Below are 22,194 nucleotides of genomic sequence, written 5' to 3' on the forward strand. Positions count from 1 at the left end.
AGGTACATGATGAATATTCTAGTTCTCTGCACCGGCAACTCCGCCCGCTCGATTCTGTTGGAAAGCATTCTCAACATCTTTGGCGCGGGCCGTGTGCATGCATGGTCCGCCGGGTCAAAACCTACGGGCAAGGTACACCCACAATCCCTGAAATTGCTCGGGGACCTGCGGCATGACATAAGTTCCGCCCGGTCCAAAAGCTGGGATGAGTTCGCGACCGATAGCGCACCGGTGATGGATCTGGTCATCACCGTCTGCGGGTCCGCCGCCGGAGAGACCTGCCCCGTCTGGCCCGGCACGCCGATGCGCGCACATTGGGGTGTGGATGACCCCGCTGCGGCTGACTCAGCGAATTGGGACAGTGCCTTTGCCACGGCCTACCAGCAGTTGGAGCGGTGCGCGCGCGCCTTGCTCGCGGTGGATTTCGAGACGATGGAGCGCGATGCCCTGCAATCCGCGCTTAACAGGATTGGCCAGAACCTCTGAACTAATTAACGGAAAAGCCCTGAATTCGCGCCACCATCGCGCAAAAATTGCCTTATTACGATGTCAGTCTAATCCCTGCAAACGCGACCTTAGCGCACGTAGAGGGTTTCATGACCTATTCTCTAGACAGATCCGAGCCAACCCGGCACACCCGCCTGTTCGAGTTGATCCGTCAGGACAATATCATCAATGAAAGAGACAGCATCGCGCCACGCAAACGTGTATCTGATACCGCTGACATGCAGTATTTTCTGAAACAAGCCGACCGATCGCTTCGCCCCGAAGCGGAACGTTGAGCAGCGTTAGCTATTCCCCCTAAACCCGCTAGCAACAACAAATTTTTCCGAGCTGTCCGAGCGTGATGCCGGGGGTTTGACGTTCGCCACCTTGGCAAAACGCTGTTTCAGGATTTTCTGCAACTCGCCCTCGGCACCGCCGGCCAGCACTTTGGACACGAATGTGCCGCCTTGTTCGAGAACATCAAAAGCCAGATAGGCCGCTGCCTCGCAAAGCGACATGATCCGCAGATGGTCGGTTTGCTTGTGCCCCGATGATGACGCCGCCATATCCGACATTACAACATCGGCGGGGCCGCCCAGCCATTCCTTGACCTTGTCGTCCGCACCTTCATCCATGAAATCGAGCTGGTGGAATTCGCAGCCCGCCAATGGTTCGACCTCCTGAATGTCGACGCCGATGATCCGGCCCACTGCCTTGCCCGATTTCTCGCCTAATGCATTGACGCGCGGCACCGCCACCTGGCACCACCCGCCCGGCGCACAACCCAGATCGACCACCCGCGCACCCGGCACCAGAAACCGGTACTTGTCATCCAGTTCCATGATCTTGAACGCCGCCCTGCCCCGGTAACCCTCATTCTGGGCTCGTTTGACATAAGGATCATTCAATTGCCGCTGCAGCCAGCGGGTCGACGAGGCCCGCCGCCCGCGCGCAGTTTTCACCTTCACGGTCAGGTCGCGCTGTCCCCGCCCTGAGGTGTTTTTGCCATCGGGTCCCTTGGCCATCATTCTGCCTCGTCTTTCAATACGCCATCTTCTGACATCTGTGCATAAAGCATCCCCTCGCGCAGCCCCCGATCCGCCACCGACAACCTGTCCGTCGGCCAGCAGCGCAGCAACGCCTGCAGGATTGCGGCACCTGACATGATCAAGGCCTGCCGGTCCATGCCGATGCGCGGATCGCGGCGTCGCCCTGCCGGACCAAGCGCCAGGTAATTGCGGATCACCTTGTCGATCTCGTCGCTGGTCATGCGCAGCCCGTCGACCTTGTTGCGGTCATAGCGTTTCAAACCCAGATGACTGGCGGCCACGGTGGTGACGGTGCCGCTGGTGCCGACGATCTGAAACCCCTCACGGGGCGGTTCGTCCTTGTAGGGCGCGAACTCGGCCAGGTTTTCCTCGAAAAACCAGCTCATCAGCGCGAAGCGGGCGCTGTCATCCTCGACATCATTAAACTGGTCCCGCAGTGTTGCGACCCCCAATGGCACGCTGATCCAGTCCACAACCTTGGCCGCGGGGAACCGGCTGTCCGCGTTCTGAAACCCGTTATGCATCCGCATAATTGACTTGGGTCTCGCCTGGGGCGGCACGCCCGTCAGGTCAATCCAGACAAGTTCGGTCGAGCCGCCACCGATATCCACCACCAGCAGCTGGTCGGTCTTGCGGCTGACCAATGGTGCACAGGACACCACCGCCAGCTGCGCCTCTTCCTGCGGCTCGATGATATCCAGCTTCAGCCCGGTTTCGCGCCGCACCCGCGCCATGAATTCCGGCCCGTTGCTGGCACGGCGGCAAGCCTCGGTTGCCACCAGCCGCATTCTTTCCACCTGATGTCGCTTGAGTTTCTGTTGACAGACCCGCAACGCCTGGATCGTCCGGTAGATGGAAGAACGCGACAACCGGCCCGAACGTTCAAGCCCTGCCCCCAGCTGCACCGATTTGGAAAAGCTGTCCACAACAGTAAATTGACTGCCCTGCGGTTGGGCAATCAGCATACGACAACTATTTGTTCCCAAATCCAGCGCTGCATAGAGGTCGGCTGGACCGGGCGAGCTCAGTGCGGGGCTCTCTACCATTTTCGGGAACGCGCCCGCACCTTCGGGACGCTTGGGCGCCATGACGTCACGCCCTCCATTTCGAGTTAACCCCAAACTATGTCGATAAGCGACGTCGCGCAAGCTTTCACAAAATTGATCATAATGTTGAATGGAATTCGCATTCCGGGCGGTAGCGTCATCACGAGGGATCGCGTTATGGTCGCGGCGTCGTTTGAGACCTTTGTTCTGTCGAAAATCGACACCGAAGTCGGGCCATGCTGCATTAGAGAAAGGCATCTGGGCAATGAGGAATCAGCCATGGTAGACGTGACCATCGTATTTTGGCGGGATATCCCCGCGCAGGTTATTGTCGGCAAAGGCCGTCGGGGTGCTAAAAGGCAGCTGCCCGAGCGCTTCGAGCAGGCGATTGACCGCGCCGCCATGAAGGTGAATGCGAAGAGCACCGATGATTACCTGGCAGAGTGGCGCAAAGCTGCGCCCTACCCGGTCGAAGGTGACGCAGATCAGGTGGCCGAATCCGAGGCCGCCAGACTGGATGCAGAATACGATCAGGACCGGATCAAAGCCCTGATCGCCAATGATGGCTGGGCATGAGCCCACGATCTTTATGGGAGGCCGCAATGGCTCTTTTGAATTTTCGCAAGCGTGAGAAAACCGGGTTTACCCCCGCCAATGGTCAGGTCGAGGCTTTCCTCAAGGACTATTCGATCGAAGTGATGCCGCGCACCGCCGAAAAGGTCGAGGATTTCCGCGACCTGCTGCCCGCCGGAACCCGCGTCTACATCGCCCATATCGAAGGCACGCCAATCGAAGACATGGTCGCCACCGCCAAGCGCATCAATGCCGAAGGCTATCCGGTGATGCCGCATTTCCCGGCGCGGATCATCAAGGATCAAAAGACGCTGGCCGACTGGATTGCCCGCTATCAGGGCGAGGCCAACGTCGAGCAGGCGCTGCTGCTGGCCGGTGGTGTGACCACCCCCCACGGTGATTTCCACAGCTCGATGCAACTGCTTGAAACCGGCGAATTCGACAAGGCGGGATTCAAACGCCTACATGTCGCCGGTCACCCCGAGGGCAACCGTGACATTGACCCCGACGGCTCGATGAAAAATGTCGACGACGCGTTGCGCTGGAAACAGAAATTCAACGAGACAACCGATGCCGAAATGGCGCTGGCCACCCAGTTTGCCTTTGACGCCAAGCCGATCATTGAATGGGCTGATAATCTCGCCGCGGCAGGTATCACCCTGCCCATCCATATCGGCATCGCCGGTCCGGCCAAGCTGCAAACCCTGATTAAGTTCGCCATTGCCTGCGGTGTTGGCCCCTCACTGAAAGTACTGCAAAAGCGCGCCATGGACGTGACCAAACTGCTTTTGCCGTACGAGCCGACCGATGTTGTCGCCGAACTGGCCGCGCATAAAGCCGCTAACCCGGATTTCAACATCTCACATGTGCATTTCTTCCCGCTGGGCGGAATAAAAACCAACGCCACCTGGGCGATTGCAAACGGCGGTGCGTCGACCACGCCCGCCAACCAACAAGGATAAGACATGACCCGCACCATCGTCGAAAGTAAGACCAAAACTGCCGTCATCGGGTTTGACGAACCGTTCTGCGTGATCGGCGAGCGGATCAACCCTACCGGGCGCAAAAAACTGGCGGCCGAGTTGGAAGCGGGCGACTTCTCGACCGTTGAATCCGACGCTATCGCGCAGGCCGCCGCCGGAGCGACGGTGCTCGATATCAATGCGGGTGTGGTCTATAACTCGAACCCCAACCCAAACGAGACCGAGCCACCGCTGATGCGCAAGGTTGTTGAGATGGTTCAGGCGCTGGTCGATCTGCCGCTCTGCATCGACAGCTCGGTTCCCGGTGCGCTGGAAGCAGGTCTGGAGACCGCTGAGGGCCGTCCGCTGCTGAACTCTGTCACAGGAGAGGAAGACCGTCTGGAACTGGTTCTGCCGCTGGTCAAGAAATACAATGTCCCCGTCGTGGCGATCTCGAACGATGATACCGGCATTTCGGAAGACCCAGATGTGCGGTTCGCCGTTGCCAAAAAGATCGTCGAACGCGCTGCCGATTTCGGCATCCCCGCCCATGACATCGTGGTCGACCCGCTGGTCATGCCCATCGGTGCAATGGCAACTGCTGGTCAGCAGGTCTTCACCCTGGTGCGCAAGCTGCGCGAAGAGCTGGGTGTTAACACCACCTGCGGCGCCTCGAACATCTCGTTCGGTCTGCCCAACCGTCACGGCATCAACAACGCCTTCCTGCCGATGGCGATGGGTGCTGGCATGACCTCGGCGATCATGAACCCGATCGCCCTGCCGGTGAAACAGGCAGAAATCGAGGCCAAGAAAGCTGAGATCACGGCGGCCGGTCTGATCATTCCTGACGATATGGACATGGAAACCTTCTGCCAGCTTTTCGGCCTGGGTTCGACCAAGCCGAAGGCCGGCAAAGAGATGGAGGCGATCATGGCCGCCAACTTCCTGACCAACAACGACCCGCATGGCGGCAACTGGATCAAGTTCAACAAAGCGCCCCCCAAAGCGGGTGAAGAGGTTCGTGGCCGTGGCGGTCGCGCCGGAAGCCGCCGCCGTCGCGCCTGACCCGGCATTGCCATTAACAAAGGAAACCCCTGCCGATTTTGGCGGGGGTTTTCTCTATCAGGCGCGACGGTCCGGTCGAAACAAGTTTCCGATTGTCGCTTGGTCTTCAGGCGATCTCGCGTAGGATGCGGGGCACCTTGAAGTGCACGCTTTCCTTCGCCGTTTCCACCTCGGCGATCGTGAGATCATAGCGCTCATTCAACGCGGCGATTACTTCATCCACCAGCACCTCGGGGGCTGAAGCGCCTGCGGTGATACCGAGCGACGCAATCCCATCGAGCGCACGCCAGTCAACATCCGTGGCGCGCTGCACCAGTTGCGAATAGGTGCATCCGGCCTTTGCACCAACCTCAACCAGACGGCGGGAATTGGATGAATTCGGGGCACCGACGACCAGCATCGCCTCCACCTGCCTTGCCATCGCCTTGACCGCCTCCTGACGGTTGGTGGTGGCGTAACAGATATCTTCCTTGTGGGGCCCCTGGATGTTGGGAAATCGTGCCTGCAGTGCGGTAACGATATCGGCAGTGTCATCGACGCTTAGCGTGGTCTGAGTGACAAAGGCCAGTTTGTCCGGGTCACGGACGTCGATGTGGGATACATCATCCGGCGTTTCGACCAAAAGCACCTCGCCCTGCGGCAGTTGCCCCATCGTTCCGATGGTTTCCGGATGACCGGCATGACCAATCATGATGATCTGAAGCCCGGCGGCGGAATGGCGCTCCGCTTCGATATGCACTTTTGACACCAACGGACAGGTGGCATCGACATAGATCATCTCACGCTCGGCGGCTTCGGCGGGCACGGATTTGGGAACACCATGCGCCGAGAAAATCACTGGACGATCGGTCGGGCATTCCGAAAGTTCCTCGACAAAGATAGCACCCTTTGCACGCAGGTCATCAACGACGAATTTATTATGCACGATCTCGTGGCGCACATAGACCGGCGCGCCCCATTTGGTCAGCGCCTTCTCGACGATCTTGATCGCCCGATCCACCCCGGCGCAAAAGCCGCGCGGCGCAGCCAGATAAAGTGTCAGCGGTGGTTTGGTCATGACGCCTCCTGTTCGGGTTACAGGTAAGGCTTACCGGCCGGGAGGTCCAGAGGTGAGAGCGTAAGCATGCTTCGCGTTAATTCTGAAACCATTGCTCCGAACCCAAATGCCCGGAGCGGCAAATTAGCATGAACGGCAGGAGTGGCTCGGACTCTAGAAATCGGCATTGATTTCCACGCCAATTGCTCCCGCCACTTGGTCACTCATGGAAAAAGCAGAGCCGGGAAAATACACACCGCCGAAAACATCGATATCAAAACTCTCGAACTCTCTGATCGCAACAATGACATCAATTTCCTGACCGAGACGGCGGCTACGCCCGGACGGTCTTTGACCAAGCGCACTGTCACGAATTCTGGCTGATCCTTTGTGTTGGAAATAGGTGTGGTACATGACGTCCAGGGATGAATCTTCAAGCCAGTCAAATCCTGCTCCAATCGTCAGGATCGTCAGGTTGCTGAGTTCGGGATCGAAGACTTCACCGTAATATGCAAAACTTGTCTGACCGCCAAACTGCCCTGAATTACCCTGAAGGCCTGTTTGCCGAAACGCCGTGTCAGTGCCGCGCCGGGTATCGCCCGACCCGAAAGCAATCCCTGCCGTCACTCTCGGATTAAATCGGAACTGGTCGAAGGTCTTGGTGAGGCCGACGTCAAACCCATAGCCGCGCACCTTGCGGTTTGCCTCGGTGCCCCGGACATGGGCAAATTCGGCCCAATAGGTGATGTCATTGGTGGCCGTTCCCGCCAAGGAGGCGCCCAGCCAAAGCAAATCGGGGTCACCCGGGTCGCGACCCATCTGGAACAGGCTGTAGAGGCTGCCAACGTTGTTTTCGGTCAACCTGGCATAGGCGCGGGCGTAGAAATAATCAGGTTCATCGTCACCTTCACTGCTCAGAAATTCCTGATTGAACAACCTTTCGCGCGCATAGAACAATTCGACGGCAAATTTCTCACCGCGCCGAAAAAAGTGGATGCCATCAAGCTCCTGATCAAAGAGCCATTCGCGATCATCGGTGACGGACCAGCGACCGAGTGTCAGCGTTTGGTTTCCATCGTTACTGCGGAAGCTGATATAGGCCTCGTTCACATCGAAGATCAGATCGCGGGCATTGAGCCTGTTGTTGTGCAGAATATCGGACGACAAACTGAACTCCAGGTAGGAGGTTACTGCGCCGCCGTTGTCGTGGAGCATCCCCAGATCGATCTCGATCTCGTCCTCATCCGCTGCAAGTTGCGGGTTCAGGTTTTCTGAACGTTGGGCTGAAACTTCGGCGGCCGCACCAATGGAGATACTGTCGGAAAGCTGCCAGCTGACATGAGGGGCATCGTCGAGGGGCAATTCGACCCAGCTGTCGCTGTCTTCGGCAGCGGCAGGGTCAGGAACACCTGAAATGAGTGCCGCAGATATTGCTGCCACGCAAACTGAATTGATGGCAATCGATTTGCATATTTGTTTCATATCGCCGATGCGTCCTCGACCTGATATCGTCGTCGCATTGGGGGGACTGAGCAAAGTTCTGTGCCCGGGCCAGTGCAGATATATCTAGCGATTTGACCGCCTCTTTCATCGGACCAAGGTCTGGCGAAGATTTTCTTTTGACGCCATTGCGCGACGGTTTTTGGTCAACGTCGTGCCGGTTCTGGACGACGCATGCCAATCTCGGCTTCGCATTCCTGAAAAATCCGGATTTTGGACGCGGGACCAATAAGTGATGTTTGTGAGCGCGGCACAGCTATCCTCGTATAACGTGCCCGTCGGTTCAGTCAGACTTTCGTCTATTCCCCACCCTGTGATCGGTAGTATTGTGCGATCAGGAACAGAGAGAACCGATGCCATTATTTGATGCGCTTTGGGCTAGGCAGACACTACCCAGAAAGTTCTTGTTTGCGGGCGGCATTGTTATGTTGGCGGCAATGCTGTTCGTCGGCAGTTGGGTTTCTAAACGCATCGAAGAAGCGGTGGTGCAAAAATCCGCGTCGACGGTCGCGCTTTACATGGACAGTTTCATTTCGCCGCTCAGCCAAGAGCTGGTAGACAGCGGCGAGTTGTCCGAGATCGCACGGCGTTCACTTTCGGAAATATTCAGCGGCACGGCTGTTGGCGATCGGGTAGTTTCCGTGAAAATATGGAAAAAGGGCGGGTTGATTGCCTATGCATCGGACGAGGCTCTGATTGGACGAAGCTTTACACCGTCCGAGGATCTGCTGAACGCCTGGGACGGGCGTATTTCGGCGGCGTATGAAGAGCTGGACGACGAAGAGAGCCAGCGGGAAGCCCTGCTTGGATTTCCGCTGCTTGAGGTCTACAGCCCGATCACCGAACCCTGGACCGGTGACGTCATCGCGGTGGCGGAGTTTTACGAGCGCGCCGATGATCTGGAGAAGGCTCTGATACGGGCCCGTTCCTCAAGCTGGATGGTGGTCGGGCTTTCATTTCTGGTCAGCGGCCTGTTGCTTTACGGGATCGTGAAGGCCGGTGGCAGCACGATCCGGCGGCAGCAGGAACAACTGAAGGCGCAGCTGGAAAAAAGCCAAAATATGGCGCGGCAGAACGTCTTGCTGAAACAGCGTGTCGTCGCCGCCTCGGGCCGTGCGAACGCCCAGGCCGAGCGTGCCCTGAGGCAGTTGGGATCTGAACTGCATGACGGCCCGGCGCAGTACATCTCATTGGCTGCGATGCGTCTGGATTCGGTACTGCCGAAATCCAGGAAGGGTACGAAAGATGCCAAAGATATCAAACGGGCGCTGAACACCGCCCTTACCGAGATACGGGCGTTGTCGCGCGGGCTGGCGGTGCCTGATCTGGATAACCTGGATATCAGTTCGATCATTGCACGCGCCATTGAAGATCACGACCGGCACACTGAGCAAGAGGTTTCCGTGCGGATCGAGACGCCACCGATCGCGGGTTTGGGATACACGTCCAAACTCTGTGTTTTCCGGTTTGTGCAGGAGTGCCTGACCAATTGTTTGAAACACGCCCCAAACGCGAACGTGGAAATTACCTGCCAGTCTGACACGGATCACCTGGTTGTTGCTGTCTCTGACAACGGTCCGGGATTTGACCCCGCATCCGCGCTGACCTTGCGCGAGGATGGCGGCCAGGGATTGATGGGACTGATGGACCGGGCCGAAAGTATCGGGGGGGCCATTGATATACGAAGTTCGGCCGACACCGGCGCAACGCTTATCCTTACATTGCCAATACAAGAGGGGTAATGACCATGGTAATCAAAGTAGTGCTTGCTGACGACCACCCGATTTTTCGCGAGGGTCTGGTCCGCAGCCTGGAAGAGACAGGCCAGTTCGAAGTGGTCGGCGCGGGCGCATCCGCAACTGAAGCCGTGGCGCTGGTTGAAAAGCACCGGCCCGATCTGGTTGTGCTGGACGTATCAATGCCCGGCGGTGGCGTCAGTGCGGTGAAGCAGATTGCCGGTATGGATGCGCCTCCGAAAATCTCGATGCTCACGGTGTCGGAGGATGACAATGATGTCACCGCCGCACTGCAGGCCGGTGCGCTGGGCTATGTCCTCAAGGGCGTCTCTGCCGAAGAACTGCGCGTGGCGTTGACCGGCGTCGCGATGGGAAACGCACACATTTCCCCCGGATTGGCAGGCCGCGTTCTGACCCTGCTGACGCAGAAGAAAACCGGGCAAGGCCGCGATCCCATCGACGATCTTACCAAACGCGAAGAGGATATCCTGCGGCAGGTTGCGAAGGGACTCAGCAACAAGGAAGTGGCAAACGTTCTAAAGCTGCAGGAAAAAACCGTAAAACACTACATGACGTCAATTATGGAAAAGCTGCATGCCCGAAACCGGGTCGAAGCCGCGCTGATTGCCACCGATAAATGGGGGCGGAACTGATACCCGCCGCATGGTTTCAGGACCATCCGCTCGCTCGAAAACCGACGAACCTCAGTCACTTCAATGCAAAATGCTTTAACGGTTATTGGCGCCGTTCATTCGCATAATATCCGTTGGCGTGGCGGATCGGCGTATGACGGTCCTGTTTTTGGCGTCACGCACCACATATATGCCGGCGAGAATTTCCTCGACCCACCCGTTGAGGTGGCGAACTATTATGTCGGGCGCAGCCTGTCGCCCCGCCGCGTCCCCGCCGCCCTTGCCCGAATAATTGTTGCCCGAATAACTGCCGCGGCCTTTCCCTCTTCCGCTATTGCTGCTGCCTTTGCCGCTGTTGCTGCTGCCTTTTCCACTGTTGTCGCTGCCACTGTTGTCGCTGCCACTATTGCCGCTTCCGCTGCCGCTGTTACCGCCGCCGCTGTTGCCGTCTTTGGCATATGCTGCAGAGGCAACGATCCAAACTTGCTCCTCGCTCAGACCAAGCAGGCCCGGCACGACAAGCAATGACATCACCATCGCTGTCATGGTGCCGGCCCCTGTTGCGTATCGCGTCAGCTTCTTACGAGCGCTCATGAAACATCCAAGCCTGTGACATCGCAATCCCGGCGGTAGCATAGCCTCAGGCCGCATACGCCGAAGCGGACGAAGGTCTGAGAGATTTCAACCGAAGCATCGCCCGGCCACCGAAGTCAAGCCGCGCGGCATGATCTCGGACGTAGGTCTGAAAGGTCGTGCGGCCTTGGTCCGTCGCCAGACGCTTTGCCACAGGCTCTAATTCTCGTCGAAGGCAGATCTTATTGCGTCAAACGGGGAGAAATCCGATGTCAAACATCCAGCCTCTGCATCGTATCAAAGCGGAAAGTGAGACCGACCCCTTTCTGCACGAGTCCGAAGTCCGGAGTTATTGCCGTTCTTTCGATGCGACCTTTTCGACGGCAAAGGGCAGCAGGCTGACCTGCGCGAACGGGCGAAGCTATATCGACTTTCTCGCCGGATGCTCGGCGCTGAACTACGGGCATAACGACCCCGACATGGTTGCAGCACTTCTGGAGTATCTCGAAACCGGCGGGGTCGCGATGGGTCTTGATCTGCATACCCAAGCAAAGGCGCAGTTTATCGACACGTTCGTACGCCTGATCCTCGAACCGCGATCTCTGGCCTACCGGCTGCAGTTTCCCGGCCCCACCGGCACCAACGCGGTCGAGGCGGCGATGAAGCTGGCGCGCAAGGTGACTGGCCGCTTGCAGATAATTGCCTTTACCAACGGGTTTCACGGGTGCAGCACCGGCGCGCTGGCAGCCACCGCAAATCGCCATCACCGGATGGGCGCGGCGGTTCAGCTACATGGTGTGACCCGCGCCTATTTCGACGGGTATCTGGGCCCCGACGTCGATACCGCGGACCAGCTTGACAAGGCGCTTTCCGACCCGTCGAGCGGTTTTGACCTGCCCGCCGCGATCCTTGTCGAGACGGTACAGGGCGAGGGCGGGCTGAATGTGGCATCCGGCGGGTGGATGCAGAAGATCGCAGCGATCGCCAGAAAACACGGTGCCTTGCTGATCGTCGATGACATTCAGGCCGGTTGTGGCCGCACGGGCAGTTTCTTCAGCTTCGAGCCACATGAGATTGCGCCCGATATCGTCGTGCTTTCAAAGTCATTGTCCGGTTTTGGCCTGCCGATGTCGCTGGTGCTGATCCATCCCGATATCGACCAATGGGCACCGGGCGAGCATAACGGCACCTTCAGGGGCAACAGCCTGGCCTTCATCACCGCGGCGATCGCTTTGGGCAAGTTCTGGTCGGATGACGGCCTGATGCGGGACGCACGGCGGCGCGGCAAGATGATCCGTGCCGCGCTGGAGGACATGGCCAGACTGATCCCTGCCGCACGGGTCAAGGGGCGCGGCATGATGCTGGGCCTTGATGTCGGTAATGGCCGCGTCGCAGGCGCGATATCGCGACGGTGTTTTGCAACCGGTCTGATCATCGAAACCTCGGGTGCGCGGGGCGAAGTGGTGAAGGTTCTCGCACCGCTGACCACGCCGGATGAGGTGCTGGGCGACGGTCTTGGCATCCTGCGCGCCGCCGTGGAACAGCAGGCAGCCCGCACGCCGCGCGCGTCATGAGCGACACGCTTGTTCAACTGCCCGGACTGCCGTCGCGCGCGCACCCACCGGCGGATTTCAACCCGTCCTGGCATCTGCGTCAGTTTCCGGTCAGTAAAACCTGCGATGGGCCTGCGCACGCCTGGGTTCTGACAAGCGCAGAGGGCGGGCCGGCAACAGGCAACCTGCCCTCGCGGTTTCACGAGTTGTTCGAGCGGCGGTGCCGCCGGTTTGCCGGGACGGCCAGCCAGCAGATTGCAATCGACCACGGCGGGCAGACCTGCACATATGCCGACCTGCTGGCGCGCGCCAACCGGCTGGCGCGCTTTTTGGGTGCGCGGGGTGTCAGGGCCGGAAGCAAGGTCGCGCTTCTGCTTGACCGGTCGGTCGATCTTTATGCCCTGATCCTTGCGCTGTCGAAACTGGATGCCGCTTATGTGCCGCTGGATGCGTCCTTTCCGCCGGACCGGACCGGCTTTGTCGTCAGGGACAGCGGTGCCGATGCCATCATTACCCTGCGCGGTCTCGCGGGGCAGGTCGGCGCCATGCCGGTGCCGGTCGTTGCCCTTGACGACCACGCCGAGGAGATCGGGGGATTGCCCTCTGGCCCGGTCATCCCGGCCACCGCCGGTTTCGACCCCGACCCGCTTGCCTATATCGTCTACACGTCCGGGTCCACAGGGGTGCCCAAGGGCGTTCCGATCCGCCAGTCCAGCCTGTGCAATTTCCTGACGATCGCCGGGAAGCTTTATGGGTTTCGCCCGGCGGACCGGGTGTATCAGCAGCTGACCGTCGCCTTCGATTTCTCGGTCGAGGAAATCTGGCTGCCACTCATCGCCGGGGCGACGCTGGTGCCCGCACCTGCGCGCACGAAGCTGGCGGGCGATGATCTGCATGAGTTTCTCATGGCGAACCGGATCACCGCGCTATGCTGCGTGCCGACATTGCTTGCGACACTGGAACCCGATCTGCCGCTGTTGCGGCTATTGCTGGTTTCCGGCGAAACCTGCCCTGCCGATGTGATCGACCCGTGGTTCAGGCCGGGGCGGCGTATTCTCAACCTCTACGGGCCGACCGAAACCACCGTCACGGCAACCTGGTGCGTGCTTGAACCGGGGCGGGGGATTACCATTGGCGGGCCACTGCCGAGTTACTCGGTCGTGATCCTTGATCCTGACACCGGGCATCCGGTGGGGCGCGGCAGCGCGGGTGAAATCTGTATCGGTGGCATTGGTGTAAGCGACGGCTACCTGAACCGGCCCGAACGGACGCAGCAGGCCTTCATTCCGGATTTTCTCGGGCTGCCGCATAATTCCGGCGCGCGGATCTATCGTACCGGTGATCTGGGACGCCTTACCGACACGAACGAGGTCGAGTACCTTGGACGGATCGACACCCAGGTGAAACTGCGCGGCTACCGGATCGAGCTGGGCGAGATCGAAGCGGTTGCGCGCGGCGTTGACGGCGTTGGTCAGGCGGTTGCCGACCTCAGAGACCTCGAAGGCAGCGGGGCGGCGCTTGTCGCCTACGTGACACCTGAGCGTTTCGGCGACAGCGTGGATGTCGCGCAGCTTGATATGGTGATGCGGGCCTCGCTGCCAAGCTACATGACGCCGGATTTCTACGAGCAGATCGACACGCTGCCAATGCTTGCCAGCGGCAAGGTGGACCGAAAGGCGCTGCCGGCGCCGACAACGGTGCGGCGCGGGGCAACCACCGCGAACATGGTCGAGCCGCGGACCGTGTTCGAGGCGGAACTGGCGCAATTGCTCGCCGATGTGCTGATGATCCCGCAGGTCTCGGTCGAGGCGGATTTTTTCGATGATTTCGGCGCCGATTCACTGAAACTGGCGGCCTATGTCACCGCGATCCGAAAAAAGCTCGGCATTCGCCGCGTTTCGATGCGCAAGCTCTATGAGCATACGTCGATTGCGGCCCTCGCGGCGTTGCTGGAGGACGAAGCGCAGAAGGCCGGAATCGACACGGGGGCCGCTACCCGGGTCGCCGGGGACACCGCCGCGCCTGAACAGGGCGCGATGCGCCGGTCCGACCAGCACAAGGACGCGCCCTATGTCGCGACCGGTTTTGCATGCGTGGCGACCGGCGTGGCGCAGGTGCTGGTCTATGCCGCCGCCGTGTTCGCAGTGGTGTTTGGGGGGGTGCTTGGATACGGTTGGGCGCAGGGCGCGGATGGACTGACAGCGCTTTATCTGCGCGCAGCCATCACAACGTGTCTGGTGTTTTTCGGCACCGCCGCCGGGCTGATCGCGACCAAGTGGGCTGTCATTGGTCGTTTCACCACCCGGCCGATACCGCTTTGGAGCCTGGGCTATCTGCGCTTCTGGATCGCGCGGCAGGCAATCCAGGCCAACCCGCTCAACCTGTTCGCGGGAACGCCGCTTTACGCGTCATACCTACGCCTGCTCGGCGTGAAGGTGGGGCGCGATACGGTGATCCTGTCGCCGCCGCCGGTCTGCACTGATCTTGTCAGCATCGGCGCACGTAGCACCCTGCGGCAGGATGTGGTTTTTCCCGGCTATACGGTCCGCGACGGCTATGTGTATCCGGGGATGATCGACATCGGGCAAGATGTGCTGATCTGCGATGCGGTGGTGCTTGATATCGACAGCGGGATCGGGGATGGCAGCCAGATCGGCACCACCTCTTGCCTGCTCGAAGGCCAGAAAGTGCCCGCGGTAAAAACCTATCAGGGATCACCGGCAGAACAGGCGACCAGCAGCTTCGACCGGGTGGAACCGCACCCGCCTTCCGCACGACGCAAAGCGGTTTTTTCTGTCGTGCACCTGATGAGCCTGAGCCTGATTACCCTGCCGGTCGCGGCCATATGTGCGGTCATCGCCGTCGACATCGGCATTTCGTTCGATTTTCCTTTCTACGCAATCCCGGGCGGTCGGCTGATAAACCTCGCGATCAGCGCTGCGGCCCTCTATTTCGGCGGGGTGCTGCTGGCGATGCTTGTCGTTCTGGCGGTGCCGCGCATCCTGAACCTGTTTGTCATACCCGAGGTGTCGCACCCGATCTACGGCATGCAATACGAGCTGGTTCGCACCATCGAGCGGCTCAGCAACAACCGCTTGCTCAACACGATCTTCGGCGACAGTTCGATGATCGTCTACTGGCTTTCGGCGGTCGGTTACGATCTGTCGCGCACCACACAGACCGGCTCGAATTTCGGCGTCGATCAGCGCCACCATTCACCTTTCCTGTGCCGTTTCGACCGCAACACTCTTATCTCCGACGGGTTGCGGATGCTGAACAAGGAGACCTCGGCCACCGCGTTCAGGTTGCGGCAGGTGTCGATGCCGCCCGACACCTATGTCGGCAATGACGTTCATTATCCGGCAGATGCCAGGCTGGGAGAAAACTGCCTTATCGCCACGAAAGCGGCGCTGCCTATTGACGGTGTGGAACGCAGGAATGTGGGCCTCCTCGGGTCACCATCTTTCGAAATTCCCCGCTCTGTCGCGCGTGACCAGCGGTTTGACCACTATAAGAGACCGGGCATTCTGGAACAGCGTCTGCGGCTGAAATTGCGTTCCAACCTGATCACGCTGGGTCTTTACATGTTGCGATCATGGGCGCTGACCTTCGTGGCTCTGTTGCTGGCGGTGGGTTCACTGAGCATGCTCGGTAGCGCGTCAGCCGGCGCAGTGCAGACCAGCCTCGCATTGACCTTCTCAAGCCTCGCATTCGTGCTGGTCGCGGCGCTCATTTCGATCTTCTGCGAGCGGGCCGCCAGCGGGTTCCGGCCCCTCGAGTCGCGCTACTGCTCGCTCTATGACCCTGATTTCTGGGACCACGAAAGATACTGGAAACTAAGCTACAACGCCTTCCTGACAGTGTTCAACGGCACCCCGATGAAACCGTTCTTTCTGCGATTGCAGGGCGCGCGTGTCGGCAAGCATGTCTTTGACGACGGCGCCGGGCTGACCGAACCCAGCATGACCGAGATCGGGGATAACTGCATGCTGAACTTCGGTTCCAGCCTGCAATGCCACTCGCTCGAAGACGGCACGTTCAAATCCGACCGTATCATCCTTGGTGCGCGCTGTACCGTTGGGGTCGGTGGCTTCATCCATTACGGCTGCACGTTGCAGGACGATGCCACCCTGGATGCCGATGCGTTCTTGATGAAAGGATCATTGGTGGAGGCCGGCACCCGCTGGTCTGGCAATCCGGCGCGCGAAACGGCGACGAAAGAGGACGCGAAAACAACAACAGGAGAGAAACGATGGTGAACCCGATCGAAAGCATCGCGATGCCCTCATCAGAGGAATTCGTCGCGGACTATATCGCCAGGAATCGCCCGGTCGTCGTGCGTGGGCTGGACTATGACGCCGCGCAATGGGAACCTGCGGCGCTGGTCGAACGGATCGGCGACCTGACATCTCTGGTCTACGGATCTCTTTTCGAACTCGACGATATCCAGACGCTCGAAGACTATATCGAGACATGGTTCGGCCTTGAGGGAGAGATGGAACCCGATGTCCCTTACGTCCGCTGGTACAACAAGCTGCGCGATGTCGAATTCGCCTGGGGGGACGAGGCGTTTGCCCGCATCGCCGCGACCTGGAGAATGCCGGGATGCCTGCCGACATCCGACCTGATCGTACCGGTCAGCAGGACGGGCGCGGGCGCCAACCCGGTCTCCGACGCTTTCCCCTATCGCGGATTGCTGGTGGCCGCGCGTGGCGCACGCACCCGGATGCACCGCGACCCGTTCTGCTCGGATGCGGTGGTCTGCCAGTTTCATGGCACGAAGGAAGCGGCTCTCTACCACCCAGACCGCGCAGGAGAACTCAGCAAAGAGCGCGACGGTTCGTCTTTCGGCGGTTTTGTTGATGTGCGCGATGCATCGCTCGAAAAACTGTCAATCGAGCCGGATTTTCACGGCTTCGTCAGGCCCGGAGAGATGATCTATATTCCGCATGGATGGCTGCATGACGTTCTTGCGGTCGAGGATTCGGTTTCCGTCACCTGGAACTTCGTTCATGCCCGTGGCGCCGCGGAATTCACCGACTATCTCACCAGCGGATGCGAGGGCGACTCGGAATTCGAAATTCTGCAGTATTTCCACCGTTCCACTGGCGAGCAGGCGCTGAGCGCCCGCCAGATCGCTGATTATCACTTTAGCCAAGTGTGAATCATGTAGGCGTCCCAGTCGCCCCGCGGCCCACCTCCCGGGTCTTTAGTCCGTGGTTTTGAGTACCACGGCTGCGGTCACAACGAAGTCGCGGAGCCAGCGATAGGAAACGACGATGCGATAGAGTTCCAAGGCGGCGATGTGGTGTTTAAGCTGGAGGGTACCGGTCTCAACGATCTCGGTGTCAAACGCGATTTCAACATCCGGAAAGTCGACAAACCCGCGCGTCAGCGGAAACTGCGCCTTGAAGAAGGCCTCTTTCGCGCTGAAGGCGCAAGTCGCCCACAGGGTTCGGTCAGCGGCGTTGACGCGAGCCAGAAACAAACGCTCTTTCTTGGTGAACACGGTTTCGTATACATCGTCCTCTACGCTTCCCAGTCTTTCCGCATCAATGCCGACGCCAAGCGACGCCATCGCGGGCACCTCGCAGGCAAGGGCAATGACAAGCCCGTCCGTATGGGTGATCGACCCGGCGATCCCATCAGGCCATATCGGCTCCCGATGGGGGCCTCGCCCGATGGTGTGATCGGGACAACCCAGCGTCTCAAGGCAGCGGCCTGCCATCTTTCTACCCGCGTCAAATTCAGCCTTGCGGCGGGTTTTGTAGTCTTTTTCCTGACGACCGGGTGGCTCGGGAAAACCGGTAGGACCCTCATCCAAATGAACGGCGATCTTTCCGGTGCATCCACTCCTAACGAACATTTTCTCAAGCGCGAAGGCTGTCGAACCGCTGCACATCTCGAAGGCCTCCTAGCTTGCAATGCGGGTCGTCATAATAGCAGTTTCCATAGCAGTGCGCGGGCGATGAATGTCGACTTGACGGTGCGACCCGCCATTAAATCTCTTACTAAAAATAATTACTTTGCCCACAAAGCGTCCCTTTGCGAGAGATGTACGCTCACAAAAAACGAGGCCGAAGCCCCGTTTCAGTCGTATCATTTTCCGGCTGCGAAAGCCTCTTCCCGGTCTGGAGAGGGTTCGCGTGGTGGGCGGCCGATGACATCGCGCAAATCCTCGAGCTCGATGAAATTGTCCGCCTGACGTCGCAGGTCATCCGAGATCATTGGCGGCTGGCTGCGGATAGTCGAAACCACCGAGACCCGAACACCCTGGCGCTGCAGGCTTTCCACCAATGGGCGGAAATCTCCGTCGCCCGAGAAGAGCACGATATGATCGATGCGCGGCGCAAGTTCCATCGCGTCCACGGCCAGTTCGATATCCATGTTGCCCTTGACCTTACGTCGACCCTGGCTGTCGGTATATTCCTTGGCTGGCTTGGTCACCATTGAGAATCCGTTATAGTTCAGCCAGTCCACCAAGGGGCGGATCGGTGAATATTCGTCATTCTCCAGGAGCGCTGTGTAATAGAATGCGCGCAGCAATTTCCCGCGACGCATGAATTCCGCCCTGAGCAATTTGTAATCGATGTCGAAACCTAGCGACTTGGCAGCTGCGTATAAATTCGAGCCATCGATGAACAGCGCCAGCCGTTCGTCCTTGTAAAACATCTCAAATGTCCTTCCGAATTATCTTGCCCCAGTCATGGTGTTCTTTAGTGAGTGGTTGGGAACAACTGAGGTATTCCGTAAACTAATTGGTTCAGCCGAGAAAGCAAGTGTCCGCCCCCACGCAGAAGGATAGGTTTCCGATGAAAAATCGTCACGATTTCATGATCGCACTTGGCAGCAACCTGCCCTCTCATGCGGGCGACCCGGTAGAAACATTACGTGCCGCACTTGTGGCTTTGGCGGATTCCGGTGCGTCTATCGAGATGGTCAGCGATTTTTACCACACCCCTTGTTTTCCGGCGGGCGCTGGTCCCGATTATGTTAACGCAGCCGCGCGGGTCGCATACTCGGGCGATCCCGAAGAATTTCTTGCCATGCTACACCGCGTTGAACAGCAATTCGGCAGGGAACGGCAGGAAAGATGGGGGCAGCGCACGCTCGACCTTGATCTGATCGCTGCCGGATCGTTGGTGTTGCCCGACCTGGAAACCTATATCCGATGGCGTGATCTACCGCCTGATCAGCAGATGGCAAAAACGCCTGATCGGTTGATCATGCCGCACCCGCGATTGCATGATCGCGGTTTTGTTCTGGTGCCGCTGCACGATATTGCTCCAGATTGGCGGCATCCGGTGCTCAATCTAACCGTCTCACAGATGCTCGAGGCCCTGCGCGACGCAGATAAAGAACAGGTCATTCGCATTTGATTCTGTGCTTGTAAATCTGATGTGCAGGCCTTAAATACCGGACTTCTATTGATGCTTTTATCGGAGTTCCCATGGCCCGCGTGACCACAGAAGACTGCGTTGACAAGGTCCCTAACAGGTTTGACCTCGTGATGCTTGCAGCGCATCGCGCCCGCGAAATCTCGGCCGGGGCGCCGATTACCGTGGATCGTGACAACGACAAGAACCCTGTCGTCAGCCTGCGTGAGATTGCAGAAGAGACCCAATCGGCAGACGAACTTCGCGAGCGTCTGATCGAATCGAACCAGACCCAGATCGAAGTGGACGAGCCAGAAGAAGATTCGATGGCCCTGCTGATGGGCGGCGAGGCCGACAAGCCCGCCGATGATGACATGTCCGAAGAAAAGCTGCTTCGGGCGTTGATGGAAGCGCAGGGTCAGGGCTGAACCTGACCCCGAATTCCCGGGGATGCGCAGCGTATGATCGCCCAAGAAGACCTGATCGCGCTGGTTCGCACCTACAACCCCAAAACAGATGAGAAACTGATCAGCGCGGCCTACGAGTATGGCCGCGACATGCATGAGGGTCAGTATCGCCACTCGGGTGAGGCGTATTTCAGCCACCCGGTTGCCGTGGCGGCCGTACTGGCCGAACAGCGCCTTGATGACGCGACCATCGTCACCGCGCTTCTGCATGACACGATCGAAGACACACGCGCGTCTTATAGCACCGTCGCCGAGAAATTCGGGACCGAGATTGCCGACCTGGTCGATGGCGTCACCAAGCTGACCAATCTGCAACTTTCCAGCACCGAAACCCAGCAGGCGGAGAACTTTCGCAAGCTCTTCATGGCGATGTCCAAGGACATGCGGGTCATCCTGGTCAAGCTGGCCGACCGGCTGCACAACATGCGCACAATCAAGGCGATGCGGCCGGAAAAGCAGCTGAAGAAAGCCCGCGAGACCATGGATATCTTCGCGCCGCTGGCGGGCCGCATGGGTATGCAATGGATGCGTGAAGAGTTGGAGGATCTGGCGTTTCGGGTCCTGAACCCGGATGCGCGCGCCTCGATCATCCGGCGCTTCATCACCTTGCAGAAAGAAACCGGCGACGTGGTCGAAAAGATCACCGGCGACATGCGCCACGAGATCGAGAAAGCCGGGATCGAGGCCGATGTGCTGGGCCGCGCCAAGAAGCCCTATTCGGTCTGGCGCAAGATGCAGGAAAAGGAGCTTGGGTTCAGCCGCCTGAGTGACATTTACGGGTTTCGCATCATTACAGATAGCGAATATGACTGCTATTCTGTTCTGGGTGCGATTCATCAACGCTGGCGTGCGGTGCCCGGGCGCTTCAAGGATTATATCAGCCAGCCGAAGTCGAACGGATATCGCAGCATCCATACCACGGTCAGCGGGCGTGACGGCAAACGCGTCGAGGTGCAGATCAGAACCCGGCAAATGCATGACGTGGCCGAAACCGGCGTGGCGGCGCACTGGTCCTATCGCGACGGGGTACGCAGCGAAAACCCCTTTGCCGTCGATCCGGTCAAATGGATTTCGTCGCTGACCGAACAATTTGACGCCGAGGAGGACCATCACGAGTTCCTCGAAGCGGTGAAGCTCGAGATGTATGCCGACAAGGTGTTCTGCTTTACGCCCAAGGGCGACGTGGTAAAGCTGCCCCGCGGGGCGACTCCGATCGATTTCGCTTATGCCATTCACACCCGTATCGGCCATGCCTGCGTCGGCGCCAAGATAGACGGCATGCGCGTGCCGCTCTGGACCCGGATCAAGAACGGCCAGTCGGTGGATGTCATTACCGCCGAGGGGCAGATCCCACAGCCCACATGGCTCGATATCGCCACCACCGGCAAGGCGCGCGCCGCCATCCGCCGGGCGTTGCGTGAACAGGACCGGGACCGTTTTATCAAACTAGGACGGGAACTTGCGCGGGCGGCATTTGAGCATGTCGGCAAGAAAGCCACCGACAAAGCGCTGGAAGCCGCGGCCCGAACCCTGCGGTTGAAGGAACCTGATGAATTGCTGGCGCGGCTCGGCAGCGCCGAGTTGACGGCCCAGAATGTCCTCAATGCAATTTATCCCGACCTGGCGCCGCAAAACGGCGATGAAGTTGCACTGGATCTGGCGGTGATCGGTCTTGCCGCAGATCAGAGTTTCGACCGAGCGCCCTGCTGTCAGCCACTGCCTGGTGAACGCATCGTCGGAATCACCTATCGTGGACAGGGCGTGGTGGTGCATGCAATCGACTGCGAATCACTCTCGGCATTTGACGACCAGCCGCAGCGCTGGTTAGACTTGCATTGGCATGGCGGCACTCACCCTGCGGTTTATGGGGTGACGCTGGATATGACGATTGGTAATGATGCGGGCGTACTTGGGCGCATTTGCACCTTGATAGGTGAACAGAAGGCCAATATTTCAGATCTGAATTTTGTGGATCGGAAGCCGGATTTTTACCGGTTGCTGATAGATGTCGAGCTAAGAGACGCGGAGCATCTACACCGTTTGATGTCGGCACTTGATGCTGAAAGCGATGTTGCCGCAATCGAACGTCACCGCGATCCGGACCGATCCGGCGGAACGCAGACACAGCAAAACTAGGAGC

Annotated in this window: 20 protein-coding genes; 13 read left to right on the top strand and 7 right to left on the bottom strand. The window is 59.0% G+C overall.

Translation table 11 applies throughout. The features are described from left to right. The first annotated feature begins 9 nt into the window (after nt 1–9). Both LC334_RS13780 and LC334_RS13785 read left to right on the top strand, forming a co-directional pair. On the top strand, nt 10–486 hold the full coding sequence (locus LC334_RS13780; protein ID WP_085801257.1) for an arsenate reductase ArsC: 477 nt from the start codon (nt 10–12) through the stop codon (nt 484–486). A gap of 110 nt (nt 487–596) precedes the next feature. Then, nucleotides 597–782 carry a hypothetical protein gene (locus LC334_RS13785; RefSeq protein ID WP_085801215.1) on the top strand — a complete coding sequence of 62 codons (186 nt, stop codon included), beginning with the start codon at nt 597–599 and terminating at the stop codon, nt 780–782. A 6-nt stretch (nt 783–788) separates the two neighbouring features. Here LC334_RS13785 and LC334_RS13790 read toward each other — a convergent pair whose 3' ends face one another. Both LC334_RS13790 and LC334_RS13795 read right to left on the bottom strand, forming a co-directional pair. After that, nucleotides 789–1,511, bottom strand: a complete 723-nt coding sequence (locus tag LC334_RS13790) for an RlmE family RNA methyltransferase (protein WP_085801256.1) — start codon at nt 1,509–1,511, stop codon at nt 789–791. After that, nucleotides 1,511–2,623: a Ppx/GppA phosphatase family protein gene (locus LC334_RS13795; RefSeq protein ID WP_085801214.1), complete on the bottom strand. Its 1,113-nt coding sequence runs from the start codon at nt 2,621–2,623 to the stop codon at nt 1,511–1,513. The genes LC334_RS13790 and LC334_RS13795 overlap by 1 nt, the downstream gene beginning before the upstream one ends. A 237-nt stretch (nt 2,624–2,860) precedes the next feature. Between LC334_RS13795 and LC334_RS13800 the strand changes: the two genes are divergently transcribed. From LC334_RS13800 to LC334_RS13810, 3 genes are read left to right on the top strand one after another with little or no spacing between them, the layout of a single operon-like run. Next, a complete protein-coding gene (locus tag LC334_RS13800; RefSeq protein ID WP_085801255.1) occupies nt 2,861–3,157 on the top strand; it encodes a virulence factor in 297 nt (98 codons plus the stop codon). 26 nt (nt 3,158–3,183) lie between these two features. After that, complete coding sequence (locus LC334_RS13805) at nt 3,184–4,116, top strand: methylenetetrahydrofolate reductase (RefSeq protein WP_085801213.1); 933 nt, start codon at nt 3,184–3,186, stop codon at nt 4,114–4,116. Between the two features lie 3 nt (nt 4,117–4,119). Further along, complete coding sequence (locus LC334_RS13810) at nt 4,120–5,181, top strand: methyltetrahydrofolate cobalamin methyltransferase (protein WP_085801212.1); 1,062 nt, start codon at nt 4,120–4,122, stop codon at nt 5,179–5,181. Nucleotides 5,182–5,287: 106 nt separating this feature from the next. On the opposite strand, the gene ispH is transcribed toward LC334_RS13810, so the two are convergent. Together ispH and LC334_RS13820 are read right to left on the bottom strand one after the other, a co-directional pair. Further along, nucleotides 5,288–6,238, bottom strand: coding sequence for a 4-hydroxy-3-methylbut-2-enyl diphosphate reductase (ispH, locus tag LC334_RS13815; RefSeq protein WP_085801211.1), 951 nt, complete (start codon nt 6,236–6,238; stop codon nt 5,288–5,290). Between the two features lie 153 nt (nt 6,239–6,391). Then, a complete protein-coding gene (locus tag LC334_RS13820; RefSeq protein WP_223412998.1) occupies nt 6,392–7,657 on the bottom strand; it encodes an alginate export family protein in 1,266 nt (421 codons plus the stop codon). A gap of 413 nt (nt 7,658–8,070) precedes the next feature. Between LC334_RS13820 and LC334_RS13825 the strand changes: the two genes are divergently transcribed. Both LC334_RS13825 and LC334_RS13830 read left to right on the top strand, forming a co-directional pair. Then, on the top strand, nt 8,071–9,459 hold the full coding sequence (locus tag LC334_RS13825; RefSeq protein WP_085801209.1) for a sensor histidine kinase: 1,389 nt from the start codon (nt 8,071–8,073) through the stop codon (nt 9,457–9,459). Between the two features lie 5 nt (nt 9,460–9,464). Next, on the top strand, nt 9,465–10,106 hold the full coding sequence (locus tag LC334_RS13830; RefSeq protein ID WP_217809120.1) for a response regulator: 642 nt from the start codon (nt 9,465–9,467) through the stop codon (nt 10,104–10,106). Nucleotides 10,107–10,181: 75 nt separating this feature from the next. On the opposite strand, the gene LC334_RS13835 is transcribed toward LC334_RS13830, so the two are convergent. Continuing rightward, a complete protein-coding gene (locus LC334_RS13835; protein ID WP_223412999.1) occupies nt 10,182–10,631 on the bottom strand; it encodes a hypothetical protein in 450 nt (149 codons plus the stop codon). Between the two features lie 296 nt (nt 10,632–10,927). Here LC334_RS13835 and ectB point away from each other — a divergent pair, with 296 nt between their 5' ends. Genes ectB through LC334_RS13850 form a run of 3 tightly spaced genes read left to right on the top strand, consistent with a single transcriptional unit; the run spans nt 10,928 to nt 17,375 of the window. Then, on the top strand, nt 10,928–12,232 hold the full coding sequence (ectB, locus tag LC334_RS13840) for a diaminobutyrate--2-oxoglutarate transaminase (protein ID WP_085801206.1): 1,305 nt from the start codon (nt 10,928–10,930) through the stop codon (nt 12,230–12,232). Next, nucleotides 12,229–16,470, top strand: coding sequence for a Pls/PosA family non-ribosomal peptide synthetase (locus LC334_RS13845; protein ID WP_085801205.1), 4,242 nt, complete (start codon nt 12,229–12,231; stop codon nt 16,468–16,470). The genes ectB and LC334_RS13845 overlap by 4 nt, the downstream gene beginning before the upstream one ends. Beyond that, complete coding sequence (locus LC334_RS13850) at nt 16,464–17,375, top strand: cupin-like domain-containing protein (protein ID WP_085801204.1); 912 nt, start codon at nt 16,464–16,466, stop codon at nt 17,373–17,375. Before LC334_RS13845 ends, LC334_RS13850 begins: the two co-directional genes overlap by 7 nt. Before the next feature lie 45 nt (nt 17,376–17,420). Here the strand turns inward: LC334_RS13850 and LC334_RS13855 are convergent, their stop codons facing one another. Together LC334_RS13855 and LC334_RS13860 are read right to left on the bottom strand one after the other, a co-directional pair. After that, nucleotides 17,421–18,035, bottom strand: a complete 615-nt coding sequence (locus LC334_RS13855) for a 4'-phosphopantetheinyl transferase family protein (RefSeq protein ID WP_223413000.1) — start codon at nt 18,033–18,035, stop codon at nt 17,421–17,423. A 275-nt stretch (nt 18,036–18,310) separates the two neighbouring features. Continuing rightward, nucleotides 18,311–18,883, bottom strand: a complete 573-nt coding sequence (locus tag LC334_RS13860) for a LabA-like NYN domain-containing protein (RefSeq protein WP_085801202.1) — start codon at nt 18,881–18,883, stop codon at nt 18,311–18,313. Between the two features lie 140 nt (nt 18,884–19,023). On the opposite strand from LC334_RS13860, the gene folK reads away from it, so the two are divergent. The 3 genes from folK to LC334_RS13875 all read left to right on the top strand — a co-directional run bounded on the left by folK (nt 19,024) and on the right by LC334_RS13875 (nt 22,190). After that, nucleotides 19,024–19,590 (top strand): 2-amino-4-hydroxy-6-hydroxymethyldihydropteridine diphosphokinase, encoded by a 567-nt coding sequence (gene folK / locus LC334_RS13865; protein ID WP_085801201.1) that lies wholly within the window; start codon nt 19,024–19,026, stop codon nt 19,588–19,590. A 71-nt stretch (nt 19,591–19,661) separates the two neighbouring features. After that, nucleotides 19,662–20,015: a DNA-directed RNA polymerase subunit omega gene (gene rpoZ / locus LC334_RS13870; RefSeq protein WP_085801200.1), complete on the top strand. Its 354-nt coding sequence runs from the start codon at nt 19,662–19,664 to the stop codon at nt 20,013–20,015. 33 nt (nt 20,016–20,048) lie between these two features. After that, nucleotides 20,049–22,190 carry a RelA/SpoT family protein gene (locus LC334_RS13875; protein ID WP_085801199.1) on the top strand — a complete coding sequence of 714 codons (2,142 nt, stop codon included), beginning with the start codon at nt 20,049–20,051 and terminating at the stop codon, nt 22,188–22,190. The last annotated feature ends 4 nt before the right edge of the window (nt 22,191–22,194 follow it).

This window comes from Roseovarius aestuarii, from assembly GCF_019966515.1.
In the GTDB taxonomy this organism is placed as follows: Bacteria; Pseudomonadota; Alphaproteobacteria; order Rhodobacterales; family Rhodobacteraceae; genus Roseovarius; species Roseovarius aestuarii.

Coding starts and splice junctions, on each gene's coding strand:
- LC334_RS13780 (WP_085801257.1), top strand. CDS start 10: ATGAATATTCTAGTTCTCTGCACCGGCAACTCCGCCCGCTCGATTCTG.
- LC334_RS13785 (WP_085801215.1), top strand. CDS start 597: ATGACCTATTCTCTAGACAGATCCGAGCCAACCCGGCACACCCGCCTG.
- LC334_RS13790 (WP_085801256.1), bottom strand. CDS start 1,511: ATGGCCAAGGGACCCGATGGCAAAAACACCTCAGGGCGGGGACAGCGC.
- LC334_RS13795 (WP_085801214.1), bottom strand. CDS start 2,623: ATGGCGCCCAAGCGTCCCGAAGGTGCGGGCGCGTTCCCGAAAATGGTA.
- LC334_RS13800 (WP_085801255.1), top strand. CDS start 2,861: ATGGTAGACGTGACCATCGTATTTTGGCGGGATATCCCCGCGCAGGTT.
- LC334_RS13805 (WP_085801213.1), top strand. CDS start 3,184: ATGGCTCTTTTGAATTTTCGCAAGCGTGAGAAAACCGGGTTTACCCCC.
- LC334_RS13810 (WP_085801212.1), top strand. CDS start 4,120: ATGACCCGCACCATCGTCGAAAGTAAGACCAAAACTGCCGTCATCGGG.
- ispH (WP_085801211.1), bottom strand. CDS start 6,238: ATGACCAAACCACCGCTGACACTTTATCTGGCTGCGCCGCGCGGCTTT.
- LC334_RS13825 (WP_085801209.1), top strand. CDS start 8,071: ATGCCATTATTTGATGCGCTTTGGGCTAGGCAGACACTACCCAGAAAG.
- LC334_RS13830 (WP_217809120.1), top strand. CDS start 9,465: ATGGTAATCAAAGTAGTGCTTGCTGACGACCACCCGATTTTTCGCGAG.
- LC334_RS13835 (WP_223412999.1), bottom strand. CDS start 10,631: ATGACAGCGATGGTGATGTCATTGCTTGTCGTGCCGGGCCTGCTTGGT.
- ectB (WP_085801206.1), top strand. CDS start 10,928: ATGTCAAACATCCAGCCTCTGCATCGTATCAAAGCGGAAAGTGAGACC.
- LC334_RS13845 (WP_085801205.1), top strand. CDS start 12,229: ATGAGCGACACGCTTGTTCAACTGCCCGGACTGCCGTCGCGCGCGCAC.
- LC334_RS13850 (WP_085801204.1), top strand. CDS start 16,464: ATGGTGAACCCGATCGAAAGCATCGCGATGCCCTCATCAGAGGAATTC.
- LC334_RS13860 (WP_085801202.1), bottom strand. CDS start 18,883: ATGTTTTACAAGGACGAACGGCTGGCGCTGTTCATCGATGGCTCGAAT.
- folK (WP_085801201.1), top strand. CDS start 19,024: ATGAAAAATCGTCACGATTTCATGATCGCACTTGGCAGCAACCTGCCC.
- rpoZ (WP_085801200.1), top strand. CDS start 19,662: ATGGCCCGCGTGACCACAGAAGACTGCGTTGACAAGGTCCCTAACAGG.
- LC334_RS13875 (WP_085801199.1), top strand. CDS start 20,049: ATGATCGCCCAAGAAGACCTGATCGCGCTGGTTCGCACCTACAACCCC.